Origin of the sequence: Candidatus Endolissoclinum faulkneri L2, from assembly GCF_000319385.1 — a bacterium.
GTDB lineage: Bacteria > Pseudomonadota > Alphaproteobacteria > Thalassobaculales > Thalassobaculaceae > Thalassobaculum > Thalassobaculum faulkneri.
Map to the genome: position 1 here is coordinate 837,614 of NC_019566.1, position 20,622 is coordinate 858,235.

A 20,622-nucleotide genomic window follows, 5' to 3' on the forward strand; every position below is an offset into this window, starting at 1 on the left:
CATAAAGACGTTGTTGTGCAATACGACATTTACTAAATGATATGCTGGTAATTCTATTCGCATTGAGTATGCTTCATTTAATGTCTCGATATCAAATATCTATGGTGTTTGCACTTGTTGTTTGCGTAAGTACTTTTTTTATGCGGACAGTAGCTCCGCTAGCAAACAAGTTACAATATATGCAGCGAATTGCTGCCGTAGTAAATGACGAAATTATTTCTTTTTGGGACCTGCGTAATCGAATTGATATGGTGATCATAACCTCACAACTCCCACGAAGTTATGAAACTGCCCAAAGGATTGCACCTAGAATACTGAGAAATCTCATTGACGAGCAAATTCAGATTCAAGAAGCAAAAAAAATGAACATAAATATCCAAGATATTGAAATGGATCGTGCGCTTCGTGATATCGAGAAAAGTAATGGTTTACGGGCAGGGGAATTGAAGAACTTTATCTTGCAACTTGGCATCAACCCTAACACGCTAGAACGTCAACTTCGCAGCAATCTACTTTGGGCTAAATTAGTAAAACGCCAATTTGCAAATCAGGTCGAAGTTAGCACTGATGAGGTCAATGAGATATGCTCACGCCTAGCTGCTCAGATTGGACATAAACAAAAATTAGTTTCTGAGATACTGCTAACCGTTGATGATCAAGTTAAAGAAAGTGAGGTGCTACAGTTTGCTAATCAGCTAGTAAAGCTACTCCGTGCTGGTGCATCATTTAAGTCACTTGCGCAGCAATTCTCTCAGGGTTCCAATGCTAGTATCGGTGGCGATATAGGCTGGTTATTACCTGAAGATCTCACGCAAGAACTTTCTAATGTAATAAAAACACTATCTGTAGGGGAGATCACAGAGCCAATACGCACTGTGTTTGGTTATCACATCCTTCAAGTAAAAGATACAAGAGTAATAGCAAAGCAGGATCCTGGACTGATTCATATCAGTTTAAGTCAAATATTTCTATCAATGATACACCCCAATGATCTACAAGAGCGCAAGATGTATATTTCAAAGGTTCAGGATACAATCGACAAAGCCAAGAGTTGCGAGCATTTGGCAGTACTGGCTAAAGAAGCTGGTTCCTCTATAGCGCCAAAGCTAGAAAAGTTAAGTATTACTGAATTGCCTTCATATTTGAGAGCAAAGGTAGAAAACCTGCAAGTTGGAGAAAAAACAACGCCGATCAATCTGCCAAACGGCGTTTTGGCAGTTATGCTTTGCCAGCGCAATGATCAGAATCCCACCCTACAAGATTCCACTCAGATTCGTCGCAATCTCGAGAACCAGCGCCTTGGGGTCCTTGCTCAGCGCTATTTACGTGAATTACGCCAAGCTACCTTTATTGAAACTCGTGTCTAATGTTCCACCTATCGTAGTCACTCCTGGAGAACCAGCGGGTGTTGGTATTGACCTTGTACTTGGTTTATGGATCACCCGCAACCAAGATACACCTGCGTTCTTTCTTATTGACGATCCACAACGCGTGGCAAAGCGTGCACGCCTACTTGGATTATCTATCTCTTTTGAGATTATGGAAGATCCTTCTTATGCTAGTAATGCATTCCCAAGTGCTTTACCTGTATTAAGGCATCATTTTCCAGTAGATACCACTCCCGGTATACCTAATTTAGCTAATACGTTAGCAACGGTAGAAGCAATTAATAGAGCAATAACTTTGATACGCGCAGGAATGGCTTCCGCTGTTGTAACCAATCCTATCCAAAAGGAAACTTTATACCAAGCAGGTTTCAACCAACCTGGACATACCGAATATCTAGCTAAACTGTCGGATGCTAATGTTATACCCGTAATGTTGATTGTAACACCTGATCTAAAAGTAGTACCAGTAACAATTCATATTCCATTAGCAGAGGTTTCGCGTCAACTTACAGTAGAAAAAATATTTACTACCGGGCTTATTACTTATAACGCTTTGCGTGCTGATTTTGGAATCATTGCCCCACGTCTAGCATTGACAGGACTTAATCCTCATGCAGGAGAAAACGGCACATTGGGACGAGAAGATAATGAAGTGATCGCTACCGCTGTTGCCAAACTATCTGCTAAAGGGATTGATGCTCAAGGCCCTTTTTCGGCGGATACACTATTTTATGAAGAGGCAAGGACAAATTATGATGTTGTACTCGGCATGTATCATGATCAAGTTTTGGTGCCAATAAAGACTCTTGATTTCTGGAGAGGGGTCAATGTAACTATAGGTCTTCCATTCATTCGTACGTCTCCCAATCACGGCACAGCGCTAAGATTAGCCGGTACCGGTACAGCACGAATAGATAGTCTACGAGCTGCTACTGATATGGCTTGGTGTATAGTTCGTCGTCGCGCTGAATCGCAGTGATTGAACGTATTCTTGAGATCGCGGATGAAGTAGCAATGCTGCCACCAATACGTGAAATAATAAGTGCTGGTAGAATTTCTGCTCGCAAGTCGCTTGGTCAACATTTTTTGTTTGATATTAACCTAGCTCGCCGAATTGCCCGATTAGCAGGCGACATGTCAACTGGTACAACGATTGAGATCGGTCCAGGGCCTGGTGGCTTAACTCGTGGGCTTTTGCTAGAAGGTGCCAGAAAAGTGGTGGCAGTCGAAATTGACTCTAGAGCTAACAATTTTCTTAAATCCTTAATTACAGCAGCATCAGGTAGGCTAACTCTAATTAAAGAGGACGCATTGAAGGTTAATTTTACTGCAATTAGTCAACCTCCTCGACATATCGTTGCCAATTTACCTTACAACATTGCTACACGCATTCTACTTACTTTACTACGTAACCCACATGACTTCGCTTCGCTCACCCTAATGTTCCAAAGTGAAGTAGCCGATCGACTAATAGCCAATCCAGGTAGTAAAATTTATGGACGACTTAGCGTATTAGTATCTTGGCTATGCACTACTCAAAAATTAATGAATATATCGCCAAACGCATTCATTCCGCCACCAAAAATTTGTTCTAGCCTTGTACGTCTAGTACCACGCGTCACACCACTTGCAGCAGCCAACCGCGATATTTTGGAATATATCACGAAAGCAGCTTTCTCTCAACGCAGAAAAATGCTACGACAAAGTTTAAAAAAGCTAGGAGGTGTTACTTTAATCCAAGCAGCAGATCTAAATCATACATCCCGGCCAGAAAATTTAACGGTGAAAGAATTTTGCCGACTAGCTAATGCTTATTCTAAGTTAAATCAAATCCGATAGAAAAAGAAGATTATATGCTATTCCCATACCGTAATAATTTTATTAATAACAAAACAAAATATGCACAATATTAGTAGAGACAACAAGCGATCAACTGCACGATAATAAAAACAATAACTAACTATTTACTCAGCAAAAAAATTTAATTTAAATGTAAATATTAAATCGACAAGCTTTAAGCTTTGTTCTATTGTAATAGCTAATTTTTTTATAAAAAATACATAACCTATTGATACTTTGATCAGATAGCCTTCACTAATAATATTTATACGTGCTCTTGAGAAAATTTTATGCAAAGTAAAGTGAAAAAGATATACATGATACTTTACAATTTTTATTATATCAAGATTAGCATGTAAGTATAATGTATTTTTAGTTAAAAAAAATTATAATACATTGTCCAATGCTTTAATTATAATTATGTCGAACATAACATCAACAAACGTATGCAATGCAGCTTAAGCAGTGTCCAAAGTGGGGATATGTTTATTAAGAGCAAAAATTTTAACCTAAGGTAGCTAAATAGAATGTTTAATAATTCAGCATTAAAAATACTCCAATATTCAACTTACTCTTTTAAGAAGAAGATATTATCTGATTAATATTTAATATTAAAAATAAAAATTATAAAGGTTTCTTAGTTACTGTCTTAATATTTTAAGTTTTAACTGAAATTTACCTAAAGGTAAAGTATACAGTATTAATTTTATATTTACAAACCTGACTTTTCTAATAGATAAAGATTTTATTTATTATTGAATAGCGTTATCGCAAATAACTTATTATATGCATTCCTTTTATAGACAAACTATATAATAAAAGTTAGATAAATATACCACTTAATATATGAACTTTATTTTTTTTGTTACTCAAAGCAGCATTCTATGCTAATAATTTGAGGATTATTAGCATAGAATGCTGCTACATTAAACACTGCCTAAATGAAAAACAAAAAATTAAATTTATTGCGAATCAAAACTAATTATTTACGAATGATTAAAAGATTAGTTAGACAGCATCTTTCTCGCTAAGCAAGATAATCTACTAAGGCCAGAACCTGTGCGAATAAACTTAATCTCTAGATCTATATAAATAATAATCAAACTAAATTTTATTATTATATGACATTTAACATTCTAGACAGCCTGGCATTGCACAGAATTTCTCATCTAAGTGCGGCAATTAATTTGGTGTTAGTACTCATCCTACAAGTCAATTTAAATTATAATTGATTAGTAGAATAAGCTATATGCAAAAAAATCGTAATTATTTAGATGCTTTTAAATTAGAAGATTGTTAGTTAGTTGTTCAAGCTATCAAAGCGATCTCAATAAATTTTAATATCATAAAGTATATTGTCATTGTACGATTTAGAGCAACCTACAGTGAGCTTTGCTTATTAAGCGTTTAGCTATTAGCATATTTTATTTTATAACAAGCTAATCAAACTTAACTCTAATGATCATCTTTATTTGCTTTACAAAAGTAAAAAGCAGTTAATCGCCTAATCGAGTTATAAAAATATTAATTTTTAATTAATCTAAATTACCTTACCTGAATAAAGGTTAAATATTGATTTAAAAAGCATCATGAGCAAAAGCATGCGTAGGCATCCTAAAAATATTTGTCTAACTGGCTATTATTTTAGGCAAGGAAATCAATACATAGATACCAACAAATACAATAAATATTTAATATGTCTTCGAAAAGAAGCTACTTGTCATTAACTTAATTTAAATATAGTACATAAATTTCTACTCAGAACGTTAATAAATAGTTTTTTTGTTCTGAAAATATGTTTTAATTTAGTATGAGAAAACATCAACAACCAGTATCATTGCAATAATCTACGCAAAAATAGCGCTATAATTATAGATTAATTTATTTTTTTTATTAGATTATTTTGCAACTAAACATTCCAAACTTAAGCATTAATACATTACTTAACGTAACGGTTTCTTTTGAAGAAATTTTTTGATAAAAAACTATATTGTAAATATAGGGCCGACAAATCATACAATCATGCTACAATGCAGTAGAATTTTATTTATTCTGTTTATTAGACTATTATTAGTATAAAATAGTGCGCTACCAAGATTATGCCTCACCATTTTTAAATAGTCACAGTGAGCAAACACTTTTAATCTTTAAATTAACATTTAAAGCCTATATAAGTTAAATTTAACAAATATATTAAACTATCTTCCATAACTAACATTTATGACTCACATCAACCAGCCAAAACCAATTTTCACAGTTAAATTTTTCTCTAAAAGAGAATCTATTCGTAACTAAAAAAAACAATATACACAATGAAATACTTAGATAAATCTAATAAATAAGATTATAAACAATGCATCTAAAAATATTTTAATTAAAAAAAATAATGCTGCTAATAAGTTACTTTAAATTAATTGCTATAAAATACAAATTATTTTAAAATAAGTATAAAATTTATTATAATGCAATTAAACTTAATTTAAAATCGGCTAAGACATTAAAGTAAAGCAATACTTAGCGATTTTCTACTAAAAAACAATCATCTTAGTCTATATTGCGTTGCAATAAATCAGAAAGTTATTCTAACATTATTCTACTCGATCAAAACGATAAATTACTAATATCAGCCCAAACCATTATAGGCAAGCTTATATAATATTTATATAGTAATCTATGTTATTTGCTTAACATTAAATAACTAATAAATATTTTATAAAGCCATCCCGTTATATGTAAAATTGCACACTATCTCTATTTATTTTCAAATAATCCCTTGCAAAGCTTAGATAGAAACTGCTGATGGTATTCTTCAGCACGCCAAAAAATATCAAATTTGACAATCTCGGTAGCTATCTTAACGCCATTTACTACCAACTTTTCCTTCGCTGCATAAGCAAAGCGTTCCTGCTCTGCATTATCAAAGAATACAACCGAGCGATACTGATTGCCAACATCCAGCCCTTGACGATTAACCAAAGTTGGATCGTGAAAATTAAAAAATATTCTCAGCAAATCTTCATAACCCACTTTACTCTTATCAAATTTAATATTTGCTACTTCTGCATGACCAGTCGTGCCACTACAAACCTCTTCGTAAGTTGGATTATCCTTATTTCCACCACAATATCCTACGGATACGTCAACCACACCAAAAACGTAACGAAAATGCTCTTCTAATTTCCAAAAGCAGCCTGCTCCAAAAATCGCTTTGGACATATCGATCTTTCTTAATATTTATTAATGATGCAAAATTTATAGTAATCCTATGGTATTGAATTAGTCAAGTGTTGTACAATTTGCCCTGTGGGCAATTAAAGTAGCTCGAGCTATTATAGCTTAGAAGCTTTTTTAACTATCCCTTATCTTCAATCCAATTAACAGCACTATGAGCTTTTTCGCTTAGTGACAATAAACTTCACAGCTAGGGCCGTTTTTTAAAAAGAGTTTATTAATCTGGACTACAATTCTGTTCTAATTTTTACTTTTAAAGTGTACATCCTGTTAGTAAAGTTTTATTTTGTTGTTCCGTTTGCGAGAATATCGTTTTTTATTATTTTAAATTGTTCAGCAAGCGTTTAAAATTTCTTTAATGTTCTAATAAAGAAATTAAAGAAAAAAAACAAATAACTTAATTTTTATTTTTTCTCATTAATTAATTTATCTGTTTAAAAAAAATTTTTAATATTCTTAGGCATCTTTAAACTAATGTTTAAAATAAAATAAGTTCAATATGCCAATCCTCTGTACTAAAAATTAGGATAATCTCCCAAAAAATTTTTAATTAACTTTTTGAAAAATTACCCTATCGATGCCAAAATCAGTTCATTGTTACAAATGATTAGTTGACAAGGTACTAAAACTAAAACAACTAATATCGGTTATTATTTGTACAAGTGATATTCAATCATATAGTGCGTAGAATATAAAAGTAATTTTAATAGCCATTAAGATAAAAGCTGTAGAAGTTTTTTGCCGTACCATAATTAAAAAAATCAAAATTTAATATTTCTACCACTAAGGTATTTTTAATGTATTATTCTTTATTAAAGATGTATCTAAATTAAATGGTAGTAATGGACTATATTATAGTCTGGAATAGATAATGTAAGTAATGGTATATTAATTAGCGAGTTAGCTATAAGCAAAAAATGAAACTGTTATCGAAAAAGCGCTAGATAAATTTCTTCAGCGTAGAAGACCATCGACTACAGTAGTAAAGTGTTATGGATGGTGATATTTAGATTAAAAATCTCTAAGTAAATAAAGTTCGACACCTGATCGCTTATCAAAAGCGAAGTATCTTTGAAAGCATTTAATTATTTGAACTTAGTTTCAATTAAACAATGGATTAACATTTGCTACAATAATTGTGTAACTCATTGGAATTTTTAATAACTCAAAATAGCTGTTGATATTTTATATGCTTAAAAGCTAATGCTATATTATTAAGCATTTTCAATAAATAAGGAAACGATTAATTCTAAGTAAGCAAGCATTGATCTTCCTATGATAATATCAAAATATTTTATTGTACTTTTGCTATTATATTCAACAATTTAAAAACTAATTTTGAATTAACCAAACTTATTAAGTATCGTAAGTTTTTAAAAAAGTAACTTAATAAAATAATTATATATTGCTTACTTACTAAAGTAAACGAGCGTAATTTTGTTGAAGCTATGCAAGTTAATTTACAATTTAGCCCATTCTATCCGATCTTAACTGTAGATACTAAAATTGATAATTATCTACCTAATCTATTGTACAATATAGAAGTCATTTGAGGATTCGAAGCAATGCTCATAACCTTAAATATCCTGAAACTATTCAGTAAATCCTGAGTATTTAAATACTCCAAATAACTCAAATAATTAAATAGCATATTAGTGATCTTAAAACAACTGAGAAGCTAGTAATTTTGACAAACTTTTTATATTATTCTTTTCTTTTATAAAGAATTATTATGATTATAATATTTTAAGAAATGAATGAAGATATAATGCATACCCGAGAAGGATTAATGATTTTTATGTTAGCTGATTTAGTAAAACAGCTATTTTATAGCCTTTGGCTCTGGCAATCAATGACAAAAACTGTGAATTTGAGATTTGTTGAATATAACTTGTTTATTAAGTAGAAATATCCTATAAGATAAAATCCTAAAATTAAAATCATAAGCTAGATATTTGCAACGTCGATAATAATAAATTATCAAGCATAAAATTGTACTTTACTAGATTAAGTACAAGACTATGACTAGATTTTTTCCGCAAAAGATCTTAAGTTTATTATTGAAGTAATTGATGATAGCCCTATTCGTCGTAATGATTCTACATTGTAGAAAATCCTGAAATGCTTTAAGTAAAATTAAAAAAAGATAGCATCAGGCTTAGACTAACAAAGATTATAGTAGTTAAAAAAATGCTTATAGCTTTTAAAAACACTTAATTATACTCGAATATATGGCAGCAAGATTGTACTCTCTATACAAAAATTTAACAAAAAACACCACTTAATTTAGCTTAAGACGTATAACTACTCACGTTAAACTTTTAATAATTGTTATATTTAGTACAATTAAAGATATAAAACTTATGCAAGTAAATAAATTATACTATTTTATGCTGTAATGTGGAAGATACTGTAAATATATTTAGAATATATGTTTAATATCTTAATGAATTTGTAGTTTGTTGGATAATTAAATGCTAGCACGGATTTAGGAAACTTCATGAATGATATTTTAGCGCATGATTTACTTGCAGATATTTTAAATCAAGCAAAAAAAATCGGAGCTGACGCAGCTGATACTATTTTAGTGCAGGAGATCTCTCAGTCAGTATCGCAACGTCTCGGCAATACGGAGGCGATAGAGAGATCGGAAGATTGCAAACTTGGTTTACGAGTGTTTGTTGGCAATCGACAAGCAGCAGTTTCCACAACTGACTTCAAAAAAAATGTTTTAAATAACATGATTGAGCGAGCAATAGCCATGGCTAAAGTAGCACCAGAGAATTCATATGCTGGTCTAGCTGATCCTACACAAATAGCTCGTAAATGGCCTTACATTGAGATGTTTGATAAAACTGAGTTGAGTGTGGATAATTTGATTGAGCGCGCCCAGTCTGCTGAAGATGCTGCTCTCGCCGTGTCTGGTATTACAAATTCTGAAGGAGCCGAGGCACGTTTTACAGTTTCCGAAGTAACGATGTCTGCAACCAATGGATTTATTGGAGCTTACAAGCAATCCAGCTACTCATTGGGAGTAGCTGTTATAGCGGGTACTGACTGCACAATGGAGCGTGACTACGATTACACTGCTAAAGTGTTTGACGAAGATTTGGATAAACCAGCTGATGTGGGTCGTCAGGCTGGGGAGCGTACCGTGCGTCGATTAAATCCACGGCCAGTAAAAACTTGTCGGGTGCCGGTAGTTATTGAACCGCGTGCAGCTCGCTCGATGCTTAACTATTTTGCATCAGCAATCAGCGGTTTAGCCATCGCTCGAGGTACAAGTTTTTTAAAATATTCTATGAATAATCAACTATTCCCTGAAAACATTCGTATTATGGATGAACCACATCGACCTCGCGGTTTTCGTTCTAAGCCATTTGATGCAGAAGGACTAGCTACAAGCCCGCGTGCGGTGGTCGATAACGGTAGACTAACCAGTTGGATCTTAGATTTAACTACTGCCCGCCAGCTTGGGCTTGATAGCACGGCTAACGCGGTGCGCAGTACCAGCAGTAATCCTGAGCCAAGCGTTAGCAATTTTTACATGATACCTGGTAAACTATCACCCAAACAGTTAATCAATGAGGTCGAGCAAGGATTGTTTATTACTGACTTGATGGGAACAAGCGTCAATTTAATTACAGGTGATTATAGCCAGGCTGCTGTTGGATATTGGATCAATAATGGGGAAATTACTTATCCGGTATCAGAAATAACTATAGGCGGACACTTAGAAAAAATGTTTGCTTCAATAGTCGCTGCTAACGATTTAATGTTTCAATATGGAACAGATTGCCCAACTATCCGGATTGATGGCTTAACTGTTGCTGGCAAGGGAGAATAATTAATCAGATAATGTAACATTATCTTTGGTTATCGCTGAATTTGTTTTCAATTCCTTAATTGGAAAATGTACTAATTGATGAATGAAGCTTATCTATGAATCAAACGTTTACTATTTTCTAATATTAAGTCAATGCTTTTGTCTAAAACTTCGTATAATAAGATGAATAGATTTGCATTTTAATATTAATTAGTTAATTTTATTATTTTAAATAGTTGCTCGTATTTTAATTAATAACTAAATCTTAAAACACGTCATTAAGACTTAACCAGTAAATCTAGCATTATAAAGATGTTGATTTTGCTGTCTAAATAACACCGCATCCGTAGTAGCAATTATCCAAAAAGCAAGATCTCTAAGTTAACGTGTAGCGCTAAAATCTTACATTCTAACATTAATAAAAGTGTATAATTTAAGCATACCGGGAAATATCCAACCTAAAAAAGCTTTATTTTTATAAAGTATACAAATTTATATGATTATGATCATAAACTAAACTTCATTTAAAAATGACACCAAACTTTTCGAGAAAAATTTTATTTCGTTTTTAGTAAAACTATTATAGCAACAGATTAATCAATTCCTTTTAGCGTCTATTGATTAATACAACATGTAGTTCCTTAGATCTAATACATGTTACTAATTACTATCTTTTAGTAACACTAAATTTAACTGACTAAAAATAAATAGCTTTTTATTAGTGAAATATCAATCGTTACTTACTTTTATAATTAATTAATTGATTAGTTATAAACTGCGAGGCAAATAGAAATTACATTCATAATATAATAAAGGCGTTTCGAACTAATCAAGATTGTGTATGGTATTTCTTTGTTAAAATAGATGGCGGACGGAGTGGGATTCGAACCCACGAGGGAATTGCACCCTGGCGGTTTTCAAAACCGCTACCTTCAGCCGCTCGGTCATCCGTCCTTGTAAAGGAAGCATGTTAACATTTCACAGATCAATGTATCATCATACCAAGTGATGATGCGTTAAGGTTATAGTAAATGCAATTGTATACCTAGGACAGACCAATAGATATCTTAAAAATATTAACAATTTATTATTATTAATCGATTTTAATGCAAATTAAATTTATAAAGAATTTATATTCTAGTTGTGTAACTATATTTGAATTTTTTTTTGTAAAGTGATGAAATCTTAGCCATTTTTAACAATTCTAAGGATGTATAGTACATATCCTTACTTATATACTCTTACTTTGATCAAATTATTTTAAAAATGATAACAGTATAATTTTACTCTTTCTTAGACTAATTCATAATTAAGCATTTATAAATTCATATGATGAATTGTATAATGCATTTAGTTTTTCATCGATATTCAAACATTATGCATTGCTTTAAGCAAATATCAAAATCGTTTATCTATAGGATATGTTTAATGTTTAAGTAACAGAAAAAAGATAAAACTTCTTTTATTATTAGTATAATACTTTAGAAATAACAAGGTTTTTAGTATTTTTATCTAAATTAACACAACCTAGATTATTGCTGTCGAAATATTACTCGAAAAACAATACTAACTGTCTTGTCGTTGGTTAACCATCAACTTTTAAAAGCAATATTAATAAATACTCTATTTAAATTACTATTGATATATATAATCAAAAATTACCTATGATTGCTAACGATTTTCTTAATAATTTTCTTTTAATATAAAATTGTTTCTCTTAATACCTATAATAAACATGTATTTCCGCTCACAGTAAATTTTTAAAGACAACAGCTTGATCAACAATAAAGTGATAATTTCATTACTTCTATAACGCAATAAGCTATCATACTAAATTTAATCCTTATACATCTAGTAAGCATTTTTCTATTCTTTATAGAATGCAAATAAATCGTAAGAATTAATAGCTTTAGTCTAAATAAATACAGTTAATTAATATAAGGCAGACTCAAATTCTTACTATAGCTTAATCTATACTAAAATAGTCTATCTTAAAGATCCTCTCACATTGAGAAATGTTAATAAATATAATACATATTGCTCAACTTCTACAGCAAAACAATCATTAATTTTAGCAATCAAGCTGCGCCAATATCTACAAATACGATGCTGTAATCTAACCTCAAATAACTCTAGTACTAGCAAATACTAATTTTTTACAATTTCTTGTTGTAAGATGTAACTTTCTTTTAAAAGATAGCTAGCCACAAAACACCAAATCAACTCTATAATTTTTGTCTACCAGCGCCAAAACATAATAAAGTTTAACAAAGAATTCTACAACATTATTTTCTTTAGTAATCACATTACTAAATATTTAATTATAAAAATTAACTTTATAATCAACATAAATAGTTTATTAAAAAATAAATAATATTTAATTATTTAAATTTATCATAAAAATAGTGATAACAAAGCTTTTTATTTGTATCTCTAGTAATTTTTTAGCAAAGATACTAATATCCTAAATCTAAAAAAGTATTGCTGAATGATTAGCTAAATATAAACTTATGAACGCTAAAAGTAAAATGCATTTTCTAATTTAATCATTAAATAAATCTCTACCACTCACTCAATAAATTAAAATACCTTTGACTTAATCGCAGTAATAAAAATATACGTTAAAATAAAAAAATAATGTATTATTTATTATTTTATAGGATATGAAGCACTCGTTACTGTACACTAAAATAACCGTAATTATCTATTAATCAAGAAGTTAATGCTTATCACTCCTCGTAATTTCCGCATAAAATATTTGAATTTATCATTCAGCACTATCGAAAGAAATTACACGAAATCAGCACTGCTGAAAAAAAACATACTGTATAATTAAATAGTGCAGCAAAACATAATCACAATTATTTTAATTTATGGATATTCAACTTATTAATTCAATTATTTGATCATTATTCTAGCAAAATTGCTAATGCTAATATAATTATATTACATTTCTAATGTTACATGGGGTAATGTTAAAAACATAATGATTCTGTTACAAAGTTATTTTTTAATTCGACCATGGTTCCCAACCATAATTTTAATTGTAGCATTTATCCTGACTAGTTGCTCACAAACAGATATATTGGAAAATATAGAGAACACTAATTATAACCAAAGATACTATGATCATAGAAAAAGATATAAGCTTGGCGCTGCTTACAAAGTCCAAGGCGTTTGGTATTATCCGAAGAAAGAATTAAATTACTCAGAAGTCGGTATTGCTTCTTGGTATGGACCAGGGTTCAACGGCAGAAAAACAGCTAATGGAGAAATTTTTAACGATAACAAATTAACTGCTGCGCACCGCACCCTGCCAATGCCAAGCTTAGTACGAGTAACAAATTTGATAAACAATCGTTCATTGATCGTACGCATAAACGACCGTGGGCCGTTTTCTCGTGGTCGAATCATCGACTTATCACGCCGTAGCGCTAAGCTTTTAGGATTTGTAAATAAAGGAACGGCTCGAGTTCGTGTTGAAGTAGTAAAGTTAAGAAGACATCGTTAGGTACTAGCGCTATAGAAGAAAAAAAATAATTACTTTCGTGCGTAAATTAAATAATAAATTATCCAGTACGCCACATTTTGTCGAAAACAAATATAGCATTTGTTCAGATAAATAGATTTTATCAAGAAAGCTTGATGTAGCACGTATCAAAAACTCTATCAGAGTATTAAATCCGTTTACCAAATAATATCGATCACATGATACAAACAATATCGAATAATTATTCACTAATCAAATATAATATCTTTGCATATTATATTTATAAAAAATTTTTAATATGTTAAATCTAATTACAAAACAGTGTGTTTTGTATTAATTTGCAAACCAAAATACTTTTAAAGTTAATGAATACTAATTCACTTGTATCGTCAATGGATAGCTGAAAATGATAGTAAGCACTACTATTCGCATTACTTATTTGTTGCTTTTTATGGGTATTTTATTGCCCTCATTAGCTAATGCAGCCAAAATAGCAACTAGTGCACGTGAAGCAATACTGCTAGATTACGATACTGGTTATGTGTTACTGCAAAAAAATGCAGACAGACTCATGCCACCAGCATCTATCACTAAGATAATGACTGTATTACTGGCTTTTGAACGATTAGCAGATGGAAGGCTTCGCATGGAAGACGAGATTCCGATTTCTGAGCAGGCCTGGAAAAAAGGTGGCTCCAAGATGTTTGTGGAAATTGGTTCACGAGTAAGCGTTCATGATATTTTGCGTGGTATCATAGTCCAGTCAGGAAACGATGCAGCAATTGCACTTGCTGAAGCAATTGCTGGAACGGAAACTGCTTTTGCAGAACTAATGAATGAAAAAGCCTCTAGGATCGGTATGGGAGAAGCTACCTTTTATAACGCTACAGGTTGGCCAGATCCAAAACACTTAGTTACTGCACGTGGACTTGCAGTTTTAGCTATTGAAACAATCCGAAAATTTCCTGAATACTATAAGATTTATGCAGAAAAAAGCTTTATTTATAATGGAATCAAGCAAAACAATCGTAATTCGTTACTTTACAAAAATATAGGGGTTGATGGGCTTAAGACTGGCTATACTGAGATCGCTGGGTATGGGCTAACTGCTAGTGCAAAACGTAACGAACGTAGGTTAATATTAGTCGTTAGTGGTTTAAAAAGCGCTAACCAGCGCTCCAGAGAAAGCGAAAGGTTACTAGAATGGGGGTTTCGTGAATTTAACAACTACAAACTGTTTGATTCAGGCCAAACTGTCGAACAAGCTGAAGTATGGTTTGGTGAACAAAATACGGTATCCTTGACGACAGAGAAAGAACTGGTTATCACTATGGATCGTATCAGTCGTAAAGAAATGCAAGTTAGTGTGGAATATGATAGCCCAATTCTCGCACCAATTTTAAAGGGTCAAGTATTAGCCCAACTACGAATATCTATTCCCAATAGAGAGGATCAGATTGTCCCCCTTGTAGCTAAGAATAATATTGATAAATTGAATGGATTGAATCGTATATCTCGAGCTATCTACTACTTAATATTGGGCTACTATATAGAACACTCATAAAGATATAATATTGAAGCTATTTTTTTCTTTAATGAAAACGTAGAGGTAGTGATGAAATATTCATACTATGGTAAGTATACTTTTTTATTATATTATAATCTTACGTAAAAGTAAAATAGTCTACAATATAATTTAAGGCATTAACTTGTATTAAATGTGATCTACTCTAAATTTATATATGTAAAAAACGCTCTACAAAAAAATTAATCCTAAAGGCTATATTAGGCTATACTTAATCTGTAAGCCACACTAATTGAAAATTATTAGTTGGCAACATGTATATATTACGAGCAATCTAAATCAATTAGATATTGTTGTACTAAAAATTGTTAATGAGGGATAATCAAAAGAATAAAAATCAAGGTTTACCGTTTCCTTCTGCATCAACCGAATTGCTAGGACATGAGAAAGCGGAAGGCGAGCTTGTCGAAGCTTATAATTCAGGACGGATGCCTCATGCTTGGCTATTCTTTGGACCAACTGGTATTGGTAAGGAAACTTTAGCCTTCCGTTTGGCGAAATTTATTCTTTCCCAAGAAGGAAATAAGCTTCACCAACCATTGAGTTGTAGTTTATTTAAGTCTCTTACGATAAATCCTAAGTGCCAAGCTGCCCTTCAAGTTTCGTCTGAATCCCACCCAGATCTTAAAATTTTACGCTGTAAATCCAACGAACAAGGAAGAACAAATTCTATAATTCGTATAAACGATATTCGTTCTTTTAAAAGCTCGTTACATTTGAAGTCTAGCTCCGGCGGTTGGCGTGTAATAATTATTGATGAAGCCGAAAAGATGAACACTAACGCTGCAAATGCTATTCTTAAATTGATTGAAGAACCTCCCGAAAAAACTTTAGTAATAATAATTACCAACTCACTAAATGCTATTTTACCAACTATTAAATCACGCTGTCGAAAATTGATGCTAAGACCGCTAAATGATAATTTTGTTGCCTCACTGATAACTAAGGTTTACCCGTATCTATCAGATAAGGACATGAATATCATCTTACGCTTAGTAGAAGGAAGTCCAGGAAAAGCTTTAACATTCTTAGAAGCTGGTGGAGCTGTAATATATCGTGACATTATCAATATTCTCAGTAAAATTCCTAAAATAAGTGGAGAAGAAGTGCATGCTCTAGCAGAAAATTGGTGCAAAAGAAAATTAAATAATAGTAATCAAGACATTTTTCATATTGTGACTTACATGCTATTGCGTTGGATAGAACGTGCCATTCTGGCTGCCAATCAGTCCCCTGACATTCAAGAAATAATTCCTGGTGATTTAGAGGCTGGGCGAATTTATGTTTCTTGCATCGGTTTAGAATCTGCTTTTTATCGCCGTGATGCTATATATCGATTAATCCAACTAGAAAATGCATTAATGCTCGATCGTAAGCAGCTCATAATTGAAGCTTTTTATATTCTAGCACTTGGCGAAAAAATAGAATATTCTATTTTTTCGCCAAGTGCTAGAGATTTTATTAAATTTTAATTAAAAAAAGTTCTATTATACAATAATTAAGATAATCTTCTATAATCTGATTTTTAATTAAAACGCTAAACATACGAAAACTTCGTAGGATCTAATTAATGCTTTTTCAACTATACTTATTTTTTGCAGTAAAAGCGTTCTGTCCTTGGTATTACTCCAAAATTGTAAATATAAAAATTGCTGTTACTTGAAAAACTAATAAGTATAGGTTTAACCAAAATTAACAACAGCACGCCTAACATAATCTAGTAATTTTATTGCCGAGAAATTGAATGCGCGTATCCAGCTATTTTCTGCCTACTCTAAAGAACACGCCTCGGGAAGCAGATATTTTATCTCATCGTCTAATGCTGCGAGCAGGGATGATGCAGCAGTCTAGTGCTGGTATTTATTCGTGGCTTCCGCTTGGACTTAAAGTCTTGAAGCGCATAGAACAAATCGTACGCGAAGAACAAAATGCAGCGGGTTGGAACGAGATGTTGATGCCCACTATACAACCGGCCGAATTGTGGTATAAAAACAATTGTTATAATGATTACGGCAGGGAAATGCTTTGTATTACTGATAGGCATAAACACAACATGCTTTATGGACCTACTAACGAATGGCAAATTACTGATATTTTTAGAAACCATGTGCATAGCTATAAAAAGCTACCCAATCGGCTATACCATATTCAATGGAAATTTCGTGACGAAGTACGTCCACGCTTTGGCGTAATGCGTAGTCGTGAGTTTCTAATGAAAGACGCCTATTCTTTTGATATTGACAAGGAAGCTGCTAAAATCACCTATAATCGCCAATTTATGGCCTATTTACGAACGTTTAATAGGCTGGGCTTGAAAGCAATTCCAGTTAATGCTGACAGCGGGCCAATTGGCGGCGAAATGAATCACGAATTCGTTATATTAGCCGATAACGGTGAAAGCGAAATATTTTGTCAAAAGGATTGGATCGATACAGAAGTAACTCTCGATAAATTTGATTATAATGACAACCTTCAGCCCATAGTTGATTGTTGTCTAAAGCGTTACGCAGCAACCAAAACAAAACACGATCCAATTAATTGTCCAATTGAGGCAGACAATCTAATAAATATTCGCTGCATTGAAGTTGGGCATGTCTTTTATTTAGGCACTAAATATTCTGAGCCAATGGGAGCAAAGGTCACCTGTGCAGATGGCAGAAAAAAAGTTGTGCATATGGGTTCATACGGTATCGGGATTTCTCGTTTGGTTGGTGCTATCATTGAAGCCTGCAACGATAAAAACGGCATTGTCTGGCCAGAAGAAATAGCCCCGTTTCATGTTGGCTTGATAAATTTAAGCGTTGATGACACAAATTGTCATGCCACTACGGAGGATATTTACGCTAAGCTTTGTTCAGCCGGTGTCGAGGTTTTAATGGATGACAGTTATTATAGATCTGGTGCTAAGCTAGCTATCATGGATCTAATAGGCTTGCCTTGGCAAATTGTTGTCAGTCCACGTGGCGCTGTAAACAAAATCGTAGAAATTAAAAACCGCAAGACGGGCAAACATGAAGAAATATCAGTTGAGGAAGTCCTCACTCGGTTAGTAGGCTGATAAATCATTAATCTAAGATACATCTACGATATCACACGCATACAGCACAGGTGATGGCACTTATCACAGAAAGCTCTAATAAATGATTTTCGGTGATTTTGAACGAATGCTAGCAATGCGCTATTTAATGGCTCGTCGCCAAGAAGGGTTTATTTCGATTGTAGTTGGGTTTTCTATAGTAGGTATTGGCCTTGGAGTAGCAACTTTAATCATTGTTATGAGCGTAATGAACGGCTTTCGAGAGGAGCTAATCAGCCGAATCATTGGCCTTAACGGTCATGCCAACATCTATGCAAGAGATGGAGTAATTAAAAATTACGATAAATTATTGATGCAGATTGCTTTAGTGCCTGGTATATTGAGCGTTACTCCACTGGTCGAAGGGCAAGCAATGCTAACTGCTAACAAAATTGCTGCGGGCAGTATAGTGAGAGGTGTACGAACAAGAGATTTAAAGTCCAAAAAACTTATAGCCAATAATATTAAAGACGGCTCCCTCGAAGATTTTAACGATATGACCAAAATAGTGCTGGGTTCGCGATTAGCCGATCGTATGGGTTTGCAAGTCGGCGATTATGTAACAATGATTTCACCCAGTTTCGCTGTTACCGCAATCGGTAATATACCAAGAATAAAAACCTATAAGGTGATTGCCTTGTTTGAGATGGGCATGTACGAATACGACAGTAGTTTCGTCTACATGTCAATAAAGGCAGCTCAAACGTTTTTTCAGCAAGGAAACTCGGTGAATGCACTAGAGATCTTTACAGAAAATCCAAATTTACTAGATGATGTAAGATGTAAGATAATTAAAGAACTGCCTCCTACAGCGTATTTTTATGACTGGCAGCAAAAAAATAGCAGCTTATTTAATGCATTGCAGGTTGAACGTAATGTGATGTTTTTAATCTTGATGTTGATCATTTTAATTGCAGCATTTAATATAGCCAGCTCAATGACCATGCTGGTGAAAGACAATATCAAGGAAATTGCTGTACTAAGAACCATGGGTGCCTCACGTGGTATGATTACCAGAGTATTCTTTATGACGGGAACTAGTATAGGATTTATTGGTACAATTATAGGTGCGGTGCTTGGATTACTATTTGTGGTAAAAATAAATCTGATTCAGAAATGGATAGAAAACATCTTTGCCACCTCAATATTTCCTTCAGAGATATATTTTTTAGCCAATGTCCCAGCAAAGATGAACCCAATTGAAATAATTATGGTGCTCATAATTACATTGGCACTTAGTTTTATGGCAACAATATACGCCGCCTGGCGTGCTGCTCTCACTGATCCAGTTGACGCTCTACGCTACGAATGAAACGATGATATCTTTGCAACCAAACTTCCCTGTAATTTCAGATGAAAAAGCTATTGTTCTGAAGGAAGTAACTCGTATGTTCAGCCTAGGAGGCAAGAAACTGCTAGTGCTAAGATCGGCTAATCTAACTCTTAATAAAGGACAGATTGTCGCTTTGGTTGGTCCATCTGGTGCTGGTAAATCAACCTTATTACACATTGCTGCCCTTTTGGAAAAGCCAACCAGTGGTAAAGTTATTGTCAACGGAAAAAACTGCTCAGAGCTGGATGATGGAGAACGTACCCGTTTTCGCCAAAGCACTATTGGTTTTGTCTACCAATTTCACCATTTGCTGCCAGCATTTTCTGCTCGCGAAAATGTTATGATTCCACAAATGATTGCCGGGTATTCTAAGCGTAAAGCACGAAAGCAAGCAGACAAATTACTGGATATGGTAGGTTTAAGCTCTCGAGCAAATCATCGGCCTGCTAAGCTTTCCGGAGGGGAGCAGCAAAGGGTGGCAATTGTGCGCAGCATAGCTAATTTACCAAGAGTATTGATTGCCGATGAACCGACAGGTAATCTTGATCAACAAACAGCATATCAAGTATTTAGCCAACTTACCCATATAGTAAAGAGTACCGGTTTATCGGCCCTAATAGCAACCCATAACACGGATCTAGCGACACAAATGGACCGTATAGTTGAGTGTCGTGACGGAGTATTAGTTGAACAACAATCATCTACACAATAAATAAAATTACATTAGCTTCAACAGCTACAACAGATTGGATCCTATATTTGGCAACCAATTCAGTAAAATAGCTAAACTTAATTTTATTTATTTTATATGCACGTCGGGCTGCCTAAAAATTCATGAATTAACTGATGATATA

The 20,622-nt window shown here is 33.1% G+C and carries 11 protein-coding genes and 1 tRNA gene; 10 read left to right on the forward strand and 2 right to left on the reverse strand.

The window, feature by feature from the left end; genetic code table 11:
- Positions 1 to 80 precede the first annotated feature (80 nt).
- Genes A1OE_RS02560 through rsmA form a run of 3 tightly spaced genes read left to right on the forward strand, consistent with a single transcriptional unit; the run spans position 81 to position 3,227 of the window.
- Positions 81 to 1,367 (forward strand): peptidylprolyl isomerase, encoded by a 1,287-nt coding sequence (locus A1OE_RS02560; RefSeq protein WP_158512542.1) that lies wholly within the window; start codon positions 81 to 83, stop codon positions 1,365 to 1,367.
- The gene (pdxA, locus tag A1OE_RS02565) at positions 1,360 to 2,367 is read left to right on the forward strand and encodes a 4-hydroxythreonine-4-phosphate dehydrogenase PdxA (protein ID WP_044283256.1); all 1,008 of its coding nucleotides are present in this window, start codon (positions 1,360 to 1,362) and stop codon (positions 2,365 to 2,367) included. Before A1OE_RS02560 ends, pdxA begins: the two co-directional genes overlap by 8 nt.
- A 35-nt stretch (positions 2,368 to 2,402) precedes the next feature.
- Complete coding sequence (gene rsmA / locus A1OE_RS02570) at positions 2,403 to 3,227, forward strand: 16S rRNA (adenine(1518)-N(6)/adenine(1519)-N(6))-dimethyltransferase RsmA (RefSeq protein WP_015088591.1); 825 nt, start codon at positions 2,403 to 2,405, stop codon at positions 3,225 to 3,227.
- 2,751 nt (positions 3,228 to 5,978) lie between these two features.
- On the opposite strand, the gene msrA is transcribed toward rsmA, so the two are convergent.
- Positions 5,979 to 6,443 carry a peptide-methionine (S)-S-oxide reductase MsrA gene (msrA, locus tag A1OE_RS02575; protein ID WP_015088597.1) on the reverse strand — a complete coding sequence of 155 codons (465 nt, stop codon included), beginning with the start codon at positions 6,441 to 6,443 and terminating at the stop codon, positions 5,979 to 5,981.
- A gap of 2,515 nt (positions 6,444 to 8,958) precedes the next feature.
- Here msrA and A1OE_RS02580 point away from each other — a divergent pair.
- Positions 8,959 to 10,305, forward strand: a complete 1,347-nt coding sequence (locus tag A1OE_RS02580; protein ID WP_015088601.1) for a TldD/PmbA family protein — start codon at positions 8,959 to 8,961, stop codon at positions 10,303 to 10,305.
- An 844-nt stretch (positions 10,306 to 11,149) separates the two neighbouring features.
- On the opposite strand, the gene A1OE_RS02585 is transcribed toward A1OE_RS02580, so the two are convergent.
- Positions 11,150 to 11,238 (reverse strand) — tRNA-Ser (locus A1OE_RS02585).
- 2,032 nt (positions 11,239 to 13,270) lie between these two features.
- Here A1OE_RS02585 and A1OE_RS04520 point away from each other — a divergent pair.
- The 6 genes from A1OE_RS04520 (at position 13,271) to A1OE_RS02615 (ending at position 20,480) form a co-directional block, all read left to right on the forward strand.
- Complete coding sequence (locus tag A1OE_RS04520; RefSeq protein ID WP_015088605.1) at positions 13,271 to 13,795, forward strand: septal ring lytic transglycosylase RlpA family protein; 525 nt, start codon at positions 13,271 to 13,273, stop codon at positions 13,793 to 13,795.
- 385 nt (positions 13,796 to 14,180) lie between these two features.
- Positions 14,181 to 15,338 (forward strand): D-alanyl-D-alanine carboxypeptidase family protein, encoded by a 1,158-nt coding sequence (locus A1OE_RS02595; RefSeq protein WP_015088607.1) that lies wholly within the window; start codon positions 14,181 to 14,183, stop codon positions 15,336 to 15,338.
- A gap of 332 nt (positions 15,339 to 15,670) precedes the next feature.
- A complete protein-coding gene (locus A1OE_RS02600) occupies positions 15,671 to 16,831 on the forward strand; it encodes a DNA polymerase III subunit delta' (protein ID WP_015088608.1) in 1,161 nt (386 codons plus the stop codon).
- A gap of 272 nt (positions 16,832 to 17,103) precedes the next feature.
- Positions 17,104 to 18,417 carry a proline--tRNA ligase gene (proS, locus tag A1OE_RS02605; RefSeq protein ID WP_015088610.1) on the forward strand — a complete coding sequence of 438 codons (1,314 nt, stop codon included), beginning with the start codon at positions 17,104 to 17,106 and terminating at the stop codon, positions 18,415 to 18,417.
- Positions 18,418 to 18,499: 82 nt separating this feature from the next.
- Positions 18,500 to 19,747 carry a lipoprotein-releasing ABC transporter permease subunit gene (locus tag A1OE_RS02610; protein ID WP_015088611.1) on the forward strand — a complete coding sequence of 416 codons (1,248 nt, stop codon included), beginning with the start codon at positions 18,500 to 18,502 and terminating at the stop codon, positions 19,745 to 19,747.
- A complete protein-coding gene (locus A1OE_RS02615; RefSeq protein WP_015088612.1) occupies positions 19,704 to 20,480 on the forward strand; it encodes an ABC transporter ATP-binding protein in 777 nt (258 codons plus the stop codon). Before A1OE_RS02610 ends, A1OE_RS02615 begins: the two co-directional genes overlap by 44 nt.
- Positions 20,481 to 20,622 lie beyond the last annotated feature (142 nt).